Origin of the sequence: Pseudooceanicola aestuarii (assembly GCF_010614805.1) — a bacterium.
GTDB classification, from domain to species: domain Bacteria; phylum Pseudomonadota; class Alphaproteobacteria; order Rhodobacterales; family Rhodobacteraceae; genus Pseudooceanicola; species Pseudooceanicola aestuarii.
On sequence record NZ_JAAFZC010000001.1, the window covers coordinates 2,279,757 to 2,295,093 of the forward strand.

Annotated in this window: 15 protein-coding genes and 1 tRNA gene; 5 read left to right on the plus strand and 11 right to left on the minus strand. The window is 64.6% G+C overall.

Translation table 11 applies throughout. The annotated features are described in order from the left end of the window. Positions 1-9 precede the first annotated feature (9 nt). Positions 10-522: a transcription antitermination factor NusB gene (gene nusB, locus G5A46_RS10840; RefSeq protein ID WP_163849408.1), complete on the plus strand. Its 513-nt coding sequence runs from the start codon at positions 10-12 to the stop codon at positions 520-522. Positions 523-930: 408 nt separating this feature from the next. On the opposite strand, the gene G5A46_RS10845 is transcribed toward nusB, so the two are convergent. Together G5A46_RS10845 and G5A46_RS10850 are read right to left on the minus strand one after the other, a co-directional pair. Continuing rightward, complete coding sequence (locus G5A46_RS10845) at positions 931-1,707, minus strand: COG3904 family protein (RefSeq protein WP_204318727.1); 777 nt, start codon at positions 1,705-1,707, stop codon at positions 931-933. Beyond that, complete coding sequence (locus G5A46_RS10850; protein ID WP_163849985.1) at positions 1,704-2,996, minus strand: hypothetical protein; 1,293 nt, start codon at positions 2,994-2,996, stop codon at positions 1,704-1,706. The genes G5A46_RS10845 and G5A46_RS10850 overlap by 4 nt, the downstream gene beginning before the upstream one ends. Before the next feature lie 198 nt (positions 2,997-3,194). Here G5A46_RS10850 and G5A46_RS10855 point away from each other — a divergent pair, with 198 nt between their 5' ends. Next, complete coding sequence (locus G5A46_RS10855) at positions 3,195-3,644, plus strand: MmcB family DNA repair protein (RefSeq protein WP_239520759.1); 450 nt, start codon at positions 3,195-3,197, stop codon at positions 3,642-3,644. Positions 3,645-3,673: 29 nt separating this feature from the next. Here the strand turns inward: G5A46_RS10855 and G5A46_RS10860 are convergent, their stop codons facing one another. Then, positions 3,674-3,877, minus strand: a complete 204-nt coding sequence (locus G5A46_RS10860; protein ID WP_163849410.1) for a DUF6324 family protein — start codon at positions 3,875-3,877, stop codon at positions 3,674-3,676. A gap of 228 nt (positions 3,878-4,105) precedes the next feature. Here G5A46_RS10860 and G5A46_RS10865 point away from each other — a divergent pair. Then, positions 4,106-4,182, plus strand: a tRNA-His gene (locus G5A46_RS10865). A gap of 68 nt (positions 4,183-4,250) precedes the next feature. On the opposite strand, the gene G5A46_RS10870 is transcribed toward G5A46_RS10865, so the two are convergent. After that, a complete protein-coding gene (locus G5A46_RS10870) occupies positions 4,251-4,580 on the minus strand; it encodes a DUF6476 family protein (RefSeq protein WP_204318728.1) in 330 nt (109 codons plus the stop codon). Between G5A46_RS10870 and G5A46_RS10875 the strand changes: the two genes are divergently transcribed. Next, positions 4,579-5,616, plus strand: a complete 1,038-nt coding sequence (locus tag G5A46_RS10875; RefSeq protein WP_163849411.1) for an RluA family pseudouridine synthase — start codon at positions 4,579-4,581, stop codon at positions 5,614-5,616. The genes G5A46_RS10870 and G5A46_RS10875 overlap by 2 nt on opposite strands. Positions 5,617-5,900: 284 nt before the next feature. Next, on the plus strand, positions 5,901-6,797 hold the full coding sequence (gene rpoH / locus G5A46_RS10880; RefSeq protein ID WP_163849412.1) for an RNA polymerase sigma factor RpoH: 897 nt from the start codon (positions 5,901-5,903) through the stop codon (positions 6,795-6,797). A gap of 50 nt (positions 6,798-6,847) precedes the next feature. Here the strand turns inward: rpoH and G5A46_RS10885 are convergent, their stop codons facing one another. The 7 genes from G5A46_RS10885 to G5A46_RS10915 form a co-directional block, all read right to left on the minus strand. Then, a complete protein-coding gene (locus G5A46_RS10885; protein WP_163849413.1) occupies positions 6,848-8,236 on the minus strand; it encodes a M20 family metallopeptidase in 1,389 nt (462 codons plus the stop codon). Beyond that, the gene (locus G5A46_RS10890) at positions 8,233-9,810 is read right to left on the minus strand and encodes a gamma-glutamyltransferase (RefSeq protein WP_163849414.1); all 1,578 of its coding nucleotides are present in this window, start codon (positions 9,808-9,810) and stop codon (positions 8,233-8,235) included. Before G5A46_RS10890 ends, G5A46_RS10885 begins: the two co-directional genes overlap by 4 nt. A 1-nt stretch (position 9,811) precedes the next feature. Then, a complete protein-coding gene (locus G5A46_RS10895) occupies positions 9,812-10,798 on the minus strand; it encodes an ABC transporter ATP-binding protein (protein ID WP_163849415.1) in 987 nt (328 codons plus the stop codon). After that, the gene (locus G5A46_RS10900) at positions 10,795-11,805 is read right to left on the minus strand and encodes an ABC transporter ATP-binding protein (RefSeq protein ID WP_163849416.1); all 1,011 of its coding nucleotides are present in this window, start codon (positions 11,803-11,805) and stop codon (positions 10,795-10,797) included. The genes G5A46_RS10895 and G5A46_RS10900 overlap by 4 nt, the downstream gene beginning before the upstream one ends. Before the next feature lie 2 nt (positions 11,806-11,807). Further along, complete coding sequence (locus G5A46_RS10905) at positions 11,808-12,704, minus strand: ABC transporter permease (protein WP_163849417.1); 897 nt, start codon at positions 12,702-12,704, stop codon at positions 11,808-11,810. 1 nt (position 12,705) lies between these two features. Beyond that, the gene (locus G5A46_RS10910; protein ID WP_163849418.1) at positions 12,706-13,623 is read right to left on the minus strand and encodes an ABC transporter permease; all 918 of its coding nucleotides are present in this window, start codon (positions 13,621-13,623) and stop codon (positions 12,706-12,708) included. Positions 13,624-13,734: 111 nt separating this feature from the next. After that, positions 13,735-15,252, minus strand: coding sequence for an ABC transporter substrate-binding protein (locus tag G5A46_RS10915; protein WP_163849419.1), 1,518 nt, complete (start codon positions 15,250-15,252; stop codon positions 13,735-13,737). Positions 15,253-15,337 lie beyond the last annotated feature (85 nt).

Genomic DNA, 15,337 nt, shown 5'->3' on the forward strand with positions numbered 1-15,337 from the left:
GAGGGCCCCATGACAGACGATACCAATTCCGACCTGCCCGAACCCAAGGCCGCGCTGCCCCTGTCGGGCAATCGCAAGCGGCGGATGCGCTCTGCCTCGCGGTTGTATGCCGTGCAGGCGTTGTTCCAGATGGAGGCCTCGGGCCAGACCGCGCAACGTGTGATGGTGGAGTTCGAGGACCATCGCCTGGGCGCCATCTACGAGGAAGGCGAGATGGAGGAGGGCGACCTGACCCTGTTCCGCTCTGTCGTGGAAGACGCGGTCAACTGGCAGGCCAGGATCGACCAGATGACCGACCGTGCGCTGGTCGCCAAGTGGCCGATCGCGCGCATCGATCCGACCCTGCGCGCCCTGTTCCGTGCCGCCGGCGCGGAGCTTCTGGAAGGGGATGCGCCGCCCAAGGTGGTGATCGTCGAATATGTCGACGTGGCCTTTGCCTTCTTCCCGCAGGGGAAAGAGGCGAAATTCGTCAATGCCGTGCTGGATCACATGGCGCGGGAGGCCCGGCCAGAGGCGTTCTGAAGCTTCGGCCCGGGCGCCTTGACCGGTGTCGCCGCGCGGTTCGGGAATATGGGCCAATAGCCAAGCTTTTGACAAATCGACTGATTTTAGCAACGCGCGCCCGCTGTGGCGCGCGTTTTCGTATGCTGGTGTTGGGCAGGGTAGGCGGGCCCGCACGCGACCGTTTGGTTAACGCATTCCCGAGGACCTGTTCATACAGGTGGGCGCCAGGTAACCGGACCAGGGCCCGGACAGAGCCAGCTCCCTCGGATTTGCTTAAGGCCACCGGAATGTAACCGAGCACGGGAAGGGCAGCACCCGCCTGTCCGAAGATCTAGGCCCTCGCTGGGGGCTTCGCAAGGGGGCGCGGCATGCCAGGCGCCGGGCGGTGGTGAAAATGCGCCTTTGTCGCTGAAGTTGACGAAATCTTCATTCTTCGGGCGCGATGGTCAGAAGATTGTAACGTGTCAGCTCCTCGGGCAGGAGGAGGTAGATTTCATCCGGCGGCGTGACCAGCGCGTGGCTCATCATCATCGGGTCCACTCCCATGTCTGACAGGTAGCGCATGACTTCGCCCTGTCCGCGCTGGATGTCGGATACGGCCGTGAAGGCGGGGAGAAACGTGTTTTCCCCGAAATAATGCTGATGCACACCGATCCGCGCGCCGGACGCGGCGCTGCGCGTGGTGCCCGCAGCCAGAAGATAGGGGCAGGCGGACAGGCAGATGTCCGCCTCCTCCATACGGGTGGTGACCCCCCGCTTGCGCAGTGCCCGGCCCAGGGCCAAGGCGTCCTGGACCGATCCGCCGGGCGAATTCAGGATGAAGGTCTCCGGGGCCGGCTCCACGGTGTCGAGCTGGGCGAGTATACGCTCCGCATCACCGCCCGCGATGCTGCCAGTCAGGCGATAGGTGCCGCCGCCCTCCTGTTCCAGCATCAGCCGCTCTGGCAGAGGACCATTGGTCTGCACGCCTGGGCTTGCAGGGCGCGTGACCTCCGTAGGAGAATAGCGTCGGGTCTGGTCGCCGGGATTGACTGGCTGGTCCATGCGCGGTGCGGTGGGACCGCCCAGGCGGGGCAGGGCGAAGTCACGGCCCAGATCGCCCAGAAAAAGGAACAGCGCCAGGCCAAGCTGGAATACCAGGACCGCTGCCATCGCCCGCCGGATCGCTCGTCCGTCAGATCGGTCGCCGGTCTCTGCACTCATTCTAGCGCCTCTTTCGGATGGGCGGAGGGGGGCGTGTCCTGGTCCGGGCGTTGGGTCTGAGGAGAGGCCTTTGTCCCGGCGGGCGGTCTCGCAGTCTGGGCAGCGCCCGGCTGGATCAGAGCCATGTCGATATCCCGCGCGGCCTTCAGGGCGGCGCGCAGCTCCGCGATGGTCATCACGTCCTCCATCGCCTTGCCTTCCTTGCCGGAGCGGATGGCGCTCTGCGTGATGGCGAGGATCAGGACCAGCACACCGGGTAGCAGGTCGATGGCGATGGCCCCGGCCCAGGACGGAATGAAGTTTCGCGCGTATAGGATCACGGCATCGGCGGCGGAAATCGGGGTATATGTCGTCTCCACCGGCGGGGGCAGGGCTATGACCTCTTCCGCCGCCGCCTGCAAGGTTCGCGCGCGCTGGCCCAGAACCTCGAGCACGGAGGTGATCGTCGCGCCCTGGGCATCCCGGCTGGCCGCGCTGCTGCCGTCCAGTTCCGGCAGCACGACCGAGGCCGCAAGGTCCTGCGCCGCCCGTTGCACCAAGGGCGCTACCGACAATTGTCGCAAGCGGGTGATGATTCCCGCCAGCCGTACGGCCTGTTCGGAAAATTCCACCGACCGGGTCTCCACCGGGCCCGGTTCCACCGTCAGGGCCCGCATCCGCGACAACAAGGCGTTGCCTTCGGCGAAAGCGCTGGCCACAAGCGGTTCCTGACTTGAGATCTGGCGCTCAAGGCCTTGCAATTCCTCCGACTTCTGGCGCAGGACACGAAACACCGCCCCGCGCCCCGCAAGGCCTGACAGATTGCCTGTCGCCTCCTGTTCGGACAGATCTTCGAACGATTGCCGGGCGCGGGCGACGTCTCGCTCAAGCCCTTGCGCCCGAAGGGAAACTTCATGCGCACGCTCCAGTGAGACCTGGTATTCCTGAACCGTCGCGGCCAGGTGTTGCTCCACCGCGGCGGCCCCTGCCAGGGCGGCGGCATTCAACCACGAGGACATCGCCACAATTGCCAATGATCCCAAGCCCATGGCCCCCAGCAACCCGCTGCGCGCCCGCGCCGTGCGCATCGCCGGGAACAGGCGCATCATGTAGGACCAGAAGACGAAGATCCCGACCGAGACGGCGACCGAATAGGCGATTGCGGCAAAAGCCGTCATGGCGCCGTCGCCATCCAACAGGGAGGACACGCCAAGGTAAGTGTAAATGCCTGATGCTACGGACAAAATGCCCAGGGCCGCGCCGGTGAAGCTATCCAGGACCCCCAGGTGTCCCTCCAGCTCCCGCGCCATGCGCGTGCCGCGATCGCCTGCCTGACGGGCATCCTGACCCGAATCCGTGCCACCCAATTGCTTTCTCCCGACATACCTGTCGCGCGAGGATCGGCGACGGGCCTGCCCGAGAAGATAGGCATGTAGGTGCCAAAAGTCATGCAAACAGCCCTGTCGCCTTGCATTTGTTCACGAAATGTTCATTGTTTGCGGATGGTATTGACGACATTCACCCCCACCCCGGTGCCGCCGCAACCGGGGCAGATTCTGGCCCGCGGTGTTTGCCGCCTGCTGGCCAGTCACGGTTTCGCCTGTGTGGAGGAGTTCGTGCCAAAAAGGGGGAAGCGGCTGGATGTGATGGCGATTGGCCCGAAGGGGGAATTGTGGATCGTCGAATGCAAATCATCGCGGGCGGATTTCACCTCCGACGCGAAATGGCAAAGTTATCTGGAATGGGGCGACCGCTTCTTCTGGGCCGTGGACGCCGATTTCCCGGTCGACCTTCTTCCGGAGGAGAGTGGCCTGATCCTGGCCGATTCCCATGGTGGGGAAATCCTGCGCATGGGGCCGGAGACGCGGCTGGCCGGGGCCCGGCGCAAGGCGCTGACCACGAAACTGGCGCGCGACGCGGCGCGCCGGCTGCAAGGTTTGCGCGATCCCCGATTATAGTGCGGGGAAAACGGGCGCCGCGCTGTAGTTCAGCGACGCTTGCTCTTCTTGCCAACCTTTTCGGCCGCCATGGCGGCTGCGCGAATCTCTTCGGCAATCTCGATCGCCTCACCGGGTTCGAAATCCATCGGGATTTCCATTCCGTTGGCTTCGATGAAAAGTCGAACCATCCCCGTATCGGTCGGTCCGATCTGAAGATTCGCTTCGATGTCGCGTTCTGTGTCGATGCCCATGTGCATGCCTCCGAATTTCGCCAGTCGCTACTCCCGACGGCCATGATTTGCAAGTCTGTCACCAGGTTGCGCCATTCATACACGCCGCGTGTTTGGGCGGCTGTCCAGATGCGGGATGGCCCTGTGCCCTCTGGACGCATGCCGCCCGGGAAATTCGATTCCCGTGTAAAGATGGCGTGCCGACCCTCTTGCATTCAGCGCGGGAGGGGGGTATTCGGCCCTCCACGTGCCGCCTTAGCTCAGTTGGTTAGAGCGCTGGATTGTGGATCCAGAGGTCCCCCGTTCAAACCGGGGAGGCGGTACCATAGCTTCCCTGCTTCTCATTTATTTTGGTATGTGCGAGTTTCGGCCGCCGTTTGGCCGTGGCAATCCGCTACCTGTCCGTCACGATCTGAATGTCCTGCCGCAGCGCGCCAGTTTCGGCGGAGTAGATCAGGATGCGATCGTCCGCCGTGACCACGGCGAACCAGTCGGTCCCCCGTGTGAAGGCGGCCGGTATCATACCCTCAGGCAAGGTGATCGTATCGGGAATCCCGGCCTCCGGCACGGCGGTAAAGCGGATGACAACCACGACAAGGAGGACTAGAAACCCCGCAATCATCACAGCGGTCAGCACGGTCACGAGCTGACGCAGCAAGCGCAGGTTGGCGGGTTCTTCCACCGGGTCCGCCTCCGGCATGTCGTTACGAGGATTCTCGGCCATGGTCACCGCTCCCGAGGCAGATCATATCATCGTCCGGATCGCTGACGATCCGCCTGCCCGTCTTGATAAGGCGCTTGCCCGCGATGTGCCAGTGGCGGCGGCGCTGTCGCGGACCCGGTTGGCGCGGCTGATTGCAGAGGGAGCCGTCCGCCGCGGCGGAATAGCATTGACCGATGCGAAAACGCGGGTGACGGCGGGGGAGGATATCGTGATCCATGTCCCCCGGATCGTCGATATCCCAACAGCGGCGGAGGCGATTCCCCTCGACATCCGGTACGAGGATGCGGATCTGGTGGTCGTTCTGAAACCGGCCGGCATGGTGGTGCACCCGGCGCCAGGCGCCCCGAATGGCACCTTGGTCAACGCGCTGCTGTCCCATTGCGGGGACACGTTGTCCGGGATCGGTGGCAAACGCCGCCCGGGGATCGTGCACCGGATCGACAAGGAGACCTCGGGCCTTCTGGTGGTGGCGAAATCGGACCGGGCGCATCACGGCCTGGCGGCGCAATTCGCCGCCCACACGGCGGAACGGGCCTACCTTGCCCTGTGTCACGGGGTGCCGGATCCGTCGGATCCCAGGTTGCGCGGCCTACGCGGCGTCGGTTGGGAAAGCGGCGCGATCCTGCGGATGGCCACACAGCTGGACCGCCATCGCGGCGATCGGCAGAAGCAGGCGGTGACCTTTGACGGGGGCCGCCATGCGGTCACGCGGGCGAAGGTTCTGGAGCGGTTCGGCCAGCCTGCGGCAGCGGCGCTGTTGGAATGTCGGCTGGAAACCGGGCGGACGCATCAGATTCGCGTGCACATGGCCTATGCCGGGCACGGGCTGGTCGGCGATCCGGTATATGGCGGGCGCAGGCGGGCCTCTGCCAATGCGTTGGGCCCGGTCGTGGCGGCGGCGCTGACCGGGTTCCGGCGGCAGGCCCTACATGCCGCCGTGCTGGGGTTCGATCATCCCGTCACCGGCGCCGAGATGCGGTTCGAGGCGGAATTGCCGGACGATTTCGCCGATCTTCTGACCCGCCTGCGCGGATAGAGCCGCGCGTCCAGCGCTACAGGCCGGTCGGCCTTTGTGCGGATTTCGCCAAGGGCGCACATTGGTCCTGCGAAAATACCGGAAGACCCGGACGCCGGAGTGTAACATTGTGGGCTCCCGCACAAGATGGCGTGAATTTGCCGAAACACGCGGACGGTGGGCGACGGAATCCGTTAGGCGAACGTTAAATAATCTCAGGCAAGAGAGTTGAACGGAAAGGTTCAGCTGACTAGATGGATGTTAAGGCCGTTTACATCGGCCTCCGAACAAGGAAGGACAGGGTCGTGAGCAATTATGCAAATCTTCCGGCACCAACCCCGGAAGGCGGGCTTAACCGCTACCTTCAGGAGATTCGCAGGTTCCCAATGCTGGAGCCGGAGCAGGAATACATGCTCGCCAAACGCTGGGTCGAAGACCAGGACACCGAGGCCGCGCACCAATTGGTGACGTCGCACCTGCGGCTGGCGGCAAAAATCGCCATGGGCTACCGCGGCTATGGCCTGCCCCAGGCGGAGGTCGTCTCGGAAGCCAATGTCGGGCTGATGCAGGCGGTCAAACGCTTCGATCCTGAGAAGGGCTTTCGGCTTGCGACCTATGCCATGTGGTGGATTCGCGCCTCCATCCAGGAATATATTCTGCGTTCCTGGAGCCTTGTGAAACTTGGCACGACTTCGGCGCAGAAGAAACTCTTCTTCAACCTCCGCAAGGCCAAGGCCCGGATCGGCGCGCTGGAGGACGGTGACCTGCATCCCGACAAGGTCAAGCAGATTGCGACCGACCTGGGCGTGACAGAGGCTGAGGTCATTTCCATGAACCGGCGGATGTCCGGCGGCGATGCGTCCCTGAACGCCACCGTGGGTGCGGAAGCCGACAGCGCCATGCAATGGCAGGACTGGCTGGAGGACGAGGATGCCAACCAGGCAGAGGATTACGCGGAGCGGGACGAATTGACCGCGCGTCGCGAACTTCTGGCAGAGGCGATGTCTGTCCTGAACGATCGGGAGAAGGATATCCTGACCCAACGCCGACTGAGCGAAGAGACCGTGACGCTGGAAGACCTGTCGGAAACCTACGGCGTCAGCCGCGAGCGGATTCGCCAGATCGAGGTCCGGGCGTTTGAAAAGCTGCAACAGAAGATGCGCGATCTGGCCCGTGAAAAGGGCATGCTGGCGATCGCCTGATCACGGCGTCGCCTGGCCCCGCCCCTCGGAACAGGGGGCGGGGCGATGAATCAGGCGGCCGGGCCGCCGGTTTCGCCGATGTCCCAGAAGACGCCGGCCATGACGCGCAGGGCATCGCGGCTGACACCTTTCAGCACATGCTCATTCGGTGCGTGCTGCGAACAGCCGCGGTAGGAATGCGGCACCCAGATCGTCGGCAGGTCCAGGATGTCGGTGAAGCTGTCGTTGGGCAGCGATCCGGCGAGGTTCGGCAGCACATGCAGATCACCGCCGCTGGTGGTGCGGATCGACTGGCCGACGAATTCGGCCCAGGGGTGGTCCGGGTCCAGCCGCGTCGCGGCAAAGAAGCCGCGATCATGGGGGGTGATGGTCACATTCTCGAACCCGTGCGCATCCAGATGGCGGCGCAGGGCGGGAATCACGTCCTCGGGATCTGTGCCGACGACATAGCGCAGCTGGCAGGTGGCCCGTGCCCAGCCCGAAATCGCGTTCACCGGGGCCTCCGGCACGCCGGAAACCATGGCCAGCACGGCGAAACTGTTCCAGCCAAAGACGCGTTCGGCGGGGGTCAGGTCCGCTTCGCCCCAATCGGGGTTCACCTCCGGGCCCTCGCCGCCGGTGACGGGCAGATCGCGCACGGCGGCGCGGACCTTGTCGGTCAGGCTGTCGGGGCGCCATTCGGGCAGCTTGATCTGGCCCCGGCGGTCGGTGATGCAGGCCAGCGCATGGGCCAGGATCATCGCCGGGTCGGCCAGCAGGCCGCCCCAATTGCCGGAATGGTGCGCGCCTTCATGCGTCTCGACCGTCAGGTCGAAGGTCGTTCCGCCGCGCGAGCCCATGAACATCGTCGGCACGTCCGGTTGCAGGCGCGGCCCGTCGGAGGCGATCAGCACATCGGCGGTCAGCTTGTCCTTGTGGCTGCGGAACACCTCCGGCAGCCCGCAGGAGCCGACCTCCTCGCTCATCTCCAGGACGATCCGCAGGTTGAACCCCAGCCGCCCACGCACGGCCAGAACGGCCTCCAGCGCGGCGATGTTGATCAGGTGTTGCCCCTTGTTGTCCGCAGCGCCCCGGCCATAGAGGCGGTCACCTTCCTCCACCAAGGTCCAGGGGTGCAGCCCCTCGCGCCACATGCCCTCCTGTCCGCGCACGGTATCGCCGTGGCCATAGGTCAGGATCATCGGCAGGTCATCGCCTTCGCGCCGTTCCCCGATCAGAAGCGGCCCACCGCGCGGATCGGGATTTTCCAGCATCTCGCAGTCGAAGCCCAGGGCCTGGAGCCGGGGCAGCATCGCCTCGTCCAGATAGCGGCGCAGTTCAGGTGCGCCTTCAGGATCCTGGCTGGTGCTTTCAAAGGCGACCAGATCGGCCAGTTCGGACTGGAACGTTCCCTGATCGAAATAATCGCTGACCTTGGCGATTGCGGCGTCGCGGCTCATGCGGGCTCCTGTTCGTCTTCCAATGCGGCGTCGCCCCAGGGCGACATGATTTCGGTGCAGCCGGAATTCATCCCCTCGCGGCGCATCACCCCGGCAGGGCAGGCGAAGGCATAGGGCAGGACGGTGCGGCGGGTGGTTTCCACCGGCTTGACCGTTTCCAGGCTGGCGATGACCTCGGTCGGCAGGCTGTCGTCGGCGATGATTTGCGGTCCGCCTGAGACGTCGATGCGCGGCGCGTGAAAGGCGCCGCCCACATCCAGCCCGCCATCCACCACAAAGGAGGACAGCTGCGACACGGCCGACACGATCTTGCGCCCGCCCGATGCGCCGAAGGCAAAGCGCGTGTCGCCCTGTTCGCCCAAAACGGGGCAGACGTTCATCAGGCAGGCCTTGTTCGGCGCCAGGGAGTTCGGCTTGCCCTGTTCTGGGTCGAACCACATGATGCCGTTGTTCATCAGGAACCCGGTGGTGGGGCTGACCACCCGGCTGCCGAAGATCGACAGCAGCGTCTGGGTATGGGTGATCATGTTGCCCGCCCGGTCCACGACGGAGAAATGCGTGGTGCAGCCCGGGGCTTCGGGCACCTCGCCATCGTCGCCCATGCTGCCCAGCCGTTCGGCATAGGCCACGTCCAGCGCGCGGGCATAGGCGGCGTAGGTCTGCGCGGGGGTGGAGAGGTCGGCGCCTTCCAACTGTTCCATCACGCGGGCAAAGGTCGGGCCGGCGGTCAGGCCGGGCATGACGTGGAACATTGCATCGCGATACCCCACCTGGCGCGGCGCTCCCATCCAGGAGCGGTAGCCGGCCAGATCCTCGGTCGTCAGAGATCCGCCCTTGGCCTGCACATCCGCAGCCAGCGCCTGGGCCAGATCCCCCTGGTGGAACGCGCGGGCGCCGCCCCGGGCGATGGTGTCCAGGCTGTCGGCCATGCGCGACTGGTCCAGCCGGTTGTCGGCCAGCGCCGTCCATCCGGAACCCTTGGGCCAGTGTCCGTCATCCAGGAACATGGCGGCGGCATCGGCATCTCTGGCCAGTTCGCGCGCGGTGGAGGCGATGATCAGCGCGGCGTACCAATCGACCAGCATCCCTTCCTTGGCATGGGCGATGGCGGGGGCCAGAAGATCGGCCCAGGGCATCCGGCCCCATCGCTCATGCGCGCGGCCCAGCCCCTCGACCGAGCCGGGCACGGCGATGGCCTTGGCGCCCTGGACGTTGCGATCCTCCACCACCCGTTCCCAGGGGAAAAGATCACCGGCCTTGCCCTCCCCGGATAGGGGATAATCGTTCACGTTCAATCCTTTGGGGGACCTCATGCCGAAGTTGATCGCTGTCGCACTGCCGCTGTCGGCACGCCAGTGGATCGCCGCGCCACCGCCGGCTGGGCCGCTCATCCAGGGTTCCAGCACCCCGACGACAAAGGAACAGGCCACCGCCGCATCCACGGCATCGCCGCCCGCGCGGAGCACCTCGGCCCCGGCCTCGGCGGCCAGGCGATGCTGCGAGGCGACGACACCGCCGGCGGTTTCGATCACATGTTTGCGGGTGTCCTGGCTGGCGGAGAGGGCGGTTCTCATCTCAGGCGGCGTCCTTCTGGTACATCGGGCTTTCGGGATCGTGCAGATGGCATTCCACGCGGCCCGCCCCGGTATCCAGCGGGCGCGGAGCGACCTGTTTGCAATGCGCCTGCGCCATCGGGCAGCGCGGATGGAAGGCGCAGCCGGAGGGCGGATCAATCGGGTTGGGATAAGCGGTGCCAAGCGAGGTTTCCGGCACGCCCATCGTGGGGTCGGGGGTCAGCACGGAGTTCAGCAGCGCGCGGGTATAGGGGTGCTTGGGCGCCTCGAACAATTCGGCCACGGGGGCCTCCTCGACGATGCGGCCCAGGTACATCACGGCCACACGGGTGGCCAGGTGTTCGACAACCGCAAGATCGTGGCTGATGAACAGGTAGGTCAGACCGAATTCGCGGCGCAGCTCTCCCAGCAGGTTCAGGATCTGCGACTGGACGGAGACGTCCAGCGCCGAGGTGGGTTCGTCGCAGATCACGATCTCCGGCCGCATCACCAGCGCGCGGGCGATGGCGACGCGCTGGCGCTGGCCGCCGGACATCTGGCTGGGATAGGTGTTCATCACCCGCTGGGGCAGGCCGACGACGTCCAGGATGTCCTTTACCGCCTTCCGCTGGCTTGCGCTGTCGCCGATCTTGTGGACGCGCAGCGGCAGGGAGATGATGTCGTAGATCGACTTGCGCGGGTTGAGCGAGGAATAGGGATCCTGAAAGATCGGCTGCAACCGGCTGGCCAGCCCGCGCCGGTCCAGATCTTCCAGCGACTGGCCCTCCACCAGAACCTGCCCATTGGTGGGTTTTTCCAGGCCCAACAGCAGTTTGGCCAAGGTGGATTTTCCGCAGCCGGATTCGCCCACCAGGCCCAGAACTTCGCCCTTGTTCAGGGACAGGCTGACCTCGTTCACCGCCGTAAGCGGCTTGCGTTCGCCAAAGAGGCCCTGTTTCACGGTGTAGGTCTTGCGAACCTTGTCGAGCGTGAGGATGGCATTGCTCATGCGGGCTCTCCTTCGGCGGCGGTTTCGGCGGACAGGGCGCCGTCGGGATGCACACAGCGGAAATCGTGGGTGGGGGTGCCACGCACCGGGATCGCCTCCCGGCAGGTGGGGATGGCATGGGGGCAGCGGGTGCGGAAGGCGCAGCCGGTGACCTCCCCGATGAGGGAGGGGACGATGCCCGGAATGGTGCCCAGCTCGGCGCCGCGCTCCGTCTTGCCGGGCTGTGGAATGCAGCGCAGCAAGCCACGGGTATAGGGGTGACTGGGCGCGGCAAAGACCTCCGTCGCGGGGCCGGTTTCGACCAGTTCGCCCGCGTACATCACCGCCACCTTGTCGGCCACGCGGGCCACAACGCCCAGGTCATGGGTGATCAGGATCATGGCCATGTTCATTTCTTTGGTCAGATCGACCAGCAGGCGCAGGATCTGGGCCTGAATGGTCACATCCAGCGCGGTGGTCGGTTCATCGGCGATCAGCAGGTCGGGTTCGCACATCAGCGCCAGCGCGATCATCACCCGCTGCCGCAACCCGCCCGACAATTGGTGCGGATACTGGCCCAGCCGGCTTTCGGCGGAGGTGATGCCGACCTTTTCCAGCAATTCCACCGCGCGCGCGCGGGCGGCGGATTTGGAGACGTTGCGGTGCAGGCGCAGGGTTTCCATCAACTGGTCGCCGATGGTGTAGGCGGGGTTCAGCGATGTCATCGGCTCCTGAAAGATCATGGCGATCCGGTTGCCACGCAGATCGCGCATCACCCGGCGCGGTGCACTGCGCAGGTCCGTCGTGTCGAACCGCATTTCATCGGCTTCGCAGGCGATGGCCTTGTCCAGCAGGCCCATAACGGCCAGCGATGTCAGCGACTTGCCCGACCCGCTTTCGCCCACGATGGACAGGGTTTCGCCGCGCTTCAGATCGAAATCGATGCCGCGCACGGCGTGCAAGGTGCCGCCGCCGGTGCGGATGTTCAGCGTCAGGTTGCGTACGGAAAGAAGGGTGTCGTCTGCCATGATCAGCTCCGTCCTTCGGGGGATGTCACATCGCGCAGGCCGTCACCCATCAGGTTGATCGCCAGCACCAGGAGAAAGAGAACCGCGCCGGGGATCAGCACCAGCCAGGGTTCGAACAGCATCATGTTCTTGCCCTCGGAGACCATCAGCCCCCAGGAGGGCGTCGGCGGTTGCACGCCCAGCCCCAGGAAGGACAGCGCCGCTTCCAGCAGGATGGCGTGGGCCATCTCCAGCGTGATCACCACGATCAGGTTGTTGAAGATGTTGGGCATGATCTCGGTCAGCAGGATGCGCGGGGTGGAGGCCCCGATCACCTGCGCCGCAGCCACGTAATCCCGGCGGCTGATTTGCAGGGTGGAGGCCCGCATGACCACCGCGAACCGGTCCCACAGCAGCAGACCCAGCACACAGATCACCACGGTCAAGGATCCGCCCAGGATCGCCACCACGGCCAACGCCACCAGCACCACCGGCATCGCCAGCCGCACATTGATCAGGAAGGTCACGACGGCGTCGACACGGCCGCCGAAATAGCCCGCCGCCACGCCCATGGCGGTCCCGATCACGCCCGAGATCAGCGCCGCGATGGCCCCGATCAGCAGCGAGATCCGCGCGCCGTAGATCAGCCGGGACAGGTAATCGCGGCCCAGGTGGTCGGTGCCCAGCGGGTGTTCCCAGGTGCCGCCCAGGAAGACGGGCGGTTCCATCCGCGTCATCAGGCTTTGGGCATAGGGATCATGCGGCGCGAGCAATGGCGCAAAGATTGCCACCAGCACCAGCAGCCCGACGATGGACAGGCCGAACAGCAGGCCCATATGCGATTTCGCCCGCGCTTTCAGCATCTGGCGGGGCGTCGGGCCCTGCACTTCGCGGAACAGAGGATCGGTCGTATCGGTCATCTCAGGAGCTCCGCATACGGGGGTCAAGCCAGGCGTTGAGAACGTCGGCAAGGAAGGTGAAGACGATGTAGAACATCGAGAAGACAAGGATCAGCGCCTGCACGGTGGGCAGGTCGTTGCGCGCGATGCTTTCCCACGCCAGGAAGCCGGCGCCATGCAGGGCAAAGACGGATTCCACGACGATGGACCCGCCCAGCATGAACCCCATCTGAACAGCCGCCAGGCTGACCACGGGGATGATGGCGTTGCGCAGCGCATGTTTGAACATCACCCGGCCTTCGCTGGCGCCCTTGGCGCGGGCGGTGCGGATGTAGTCGGAATTCAGAACGTCCAGCATCCCGGCGCGTGTGAGGCGCATGATCGCGGGCATGGCGTAATAGCCCAGAACGATGGTGGGCATGATGAAATGGCGCCACGTTGCCGCGCCCGAGGGCGGCAGCCACCCCAGCTGGATCGCGAAGACGACGATCAGGATCAGACCGAACCAGAACGACGGCATCGCCTGACCGGCGACAGACAGGAACAGCGCCACGCGGTCGATGATGGAATTGGGCCGGATCGCCGCGATCACGCCCAGCGGCACGGCGGTCAGCAGCGCGAACAGGATACCGCAAACGCCCAGCGTCATGGTGACTTGCAGGCGGTCGGCGATCAGGCTCTGAACCGGCAGCTTGAAATAATAGCTTTCACCGAAGTCACCGCGCAGGGCGGCGAACAGCCATTCCCCATATTGGACCAGCATGGGCCGGTCGAACCCGTAAAGCCGGCGGATCGCCTCGATATCCTCGCCACTGGCGGTCTCGCCGGCCAGGGCTGCCGCCGGATCACCGGACAGGAAAAGTAGGGAGAAACTGATGAAACTGACGGTGAGGGCCACTAGCAGAGCGAGGCCCAGGCGTTTCAGGATGAAGGGGAGCATTGCGCTTTCCTCTGGCGTCGAACGGTTCGCAACCGGTCAGGGGAACGGACTTCGGGCTGGATGGGGAGGGGGGAGGGCGGGGGCCCACAAGGGGCCCCCGCCCGTGTCAGATCACTTCCAGGTGACATCGACGAAGCGCAGGACTTCGTCCGGGGTCGGCGTATAGACGACCTCCTGGGTGAACACGTAATTGGTGTTGTAGCTGAACATCGGCGCCCAGAACGCTTCACCGGTGATCTTCTCGATCGCCTTGGTGTAATACTCGATCCGCTCGTCCGGGTCGGTGGAGCTGTCGGCCACGTTCAGCCATTCCAGCACCTCGTCGTCGCGGGTGCTGTCCAGCGAGCCGTGCTTGAAGAACTGCGACACCATCGCGGAGGCGTCGTTGATCGAGTAGCTGCCCCAGGTCTGGAAGGACAGCGGCACCTTGCCATCCATGTTCAGCTCCCGCAGGGCCGAATATTGCAGCATCTTGAAATCGGTCTTGATGCCCACGGCGTTCAGATAGCTGACGATCGCCTCGGCATATTGCCGGTCGCGATAGGCGTAGAATTCGGTGCTGAACCCGTCCGGGTAGCCTGCTTCGGCCAGCAGTTCCTTGGCCTTCTCGGGGTTGTACTCATAGGCGGTCACGTCCTGCACGCAGCCGAACTGGCTGGGGAAACAGGGGGTGTTCACGACCTGGCTCTTGCCCTTCAGCAGCGCGTCGACCAGCTCCTGGCGGTTGATCGCGTAGTTGACGGCCTCCCGCACCTCTTTCTTGGTGAACGGGTTGTCGGCGCCGGACCGGCCGGCGCTGTCCATTTGCAGGTAGCCGACGCGCATGGTCGATTCGTTGGAGACGGTGAACTGATCCATCGTCGCCAGCTTTTCCGCCTGGTCCGAGGGCACCTGCCAGATCAGATCGAGCGAGCCGGAGAACAGCTCGGCCATCTGCGTGTTCACATCCGGAATGGTGCGGATGTCCACGTTCTTGATCGACGGCTGGCCCTTGGGGCTGTCGTGATAATTCTCGTTCGCTTCCAGCACGAAATGCTGGCCGGGCACCACTTCGACCACCTTGTAGGGGCCGGTGCCGACGGGTTTCAGACCCATGCCGGAGGGGCCCGCCTCGGCGTAATATTCATCGGGATACATGGACACGGGGCCTGACAGGAATTCGATGGCCGCCGGGAACTTGTCCTTCAGGGTGATGCGCACGGTGTAATCGTCGATCTTCTCGGCCGATTTCATCCAGTTCACGTTGCGCTGCGTCTTCACGCCGTTCTGCTCGTCCGCGACGTAGTTCACGGTGAACACGACGTCATCGGCGGTGAACGCCTCGCCGTTGTGGAAGGTCACGCCTTCGCGCAGCTTGAATTCCAGGGTGGTGTCGTCGATCCATTCCCAGCTGGTGGCCAGGTTGCCGACATATTCGTTGGTCTCGGGATCACGGTAGATCAGCCCGTCCCAGACCGCGCGTTGCAGCACGACGCCCTCGCGAGAGGAGTTGAAGTAGCTGTCGACGTTCTCCAGCTCCTTGGTGAAGGCAACGCGCAGCGTGTCCGATGCCTTGTCCGCGAAGGCGGGCATGGCCAAGGAGACGGTCAAAGCGGCCAGTCCGGCAGTTCCGAGAAAAATCCGTTTCATGTCTTTTCCCTGTGTGTTGGATTTTCGGTTGTTAGATGTATCACTATTTGACACATCACATTGGTATATGATCATCATAATCGAA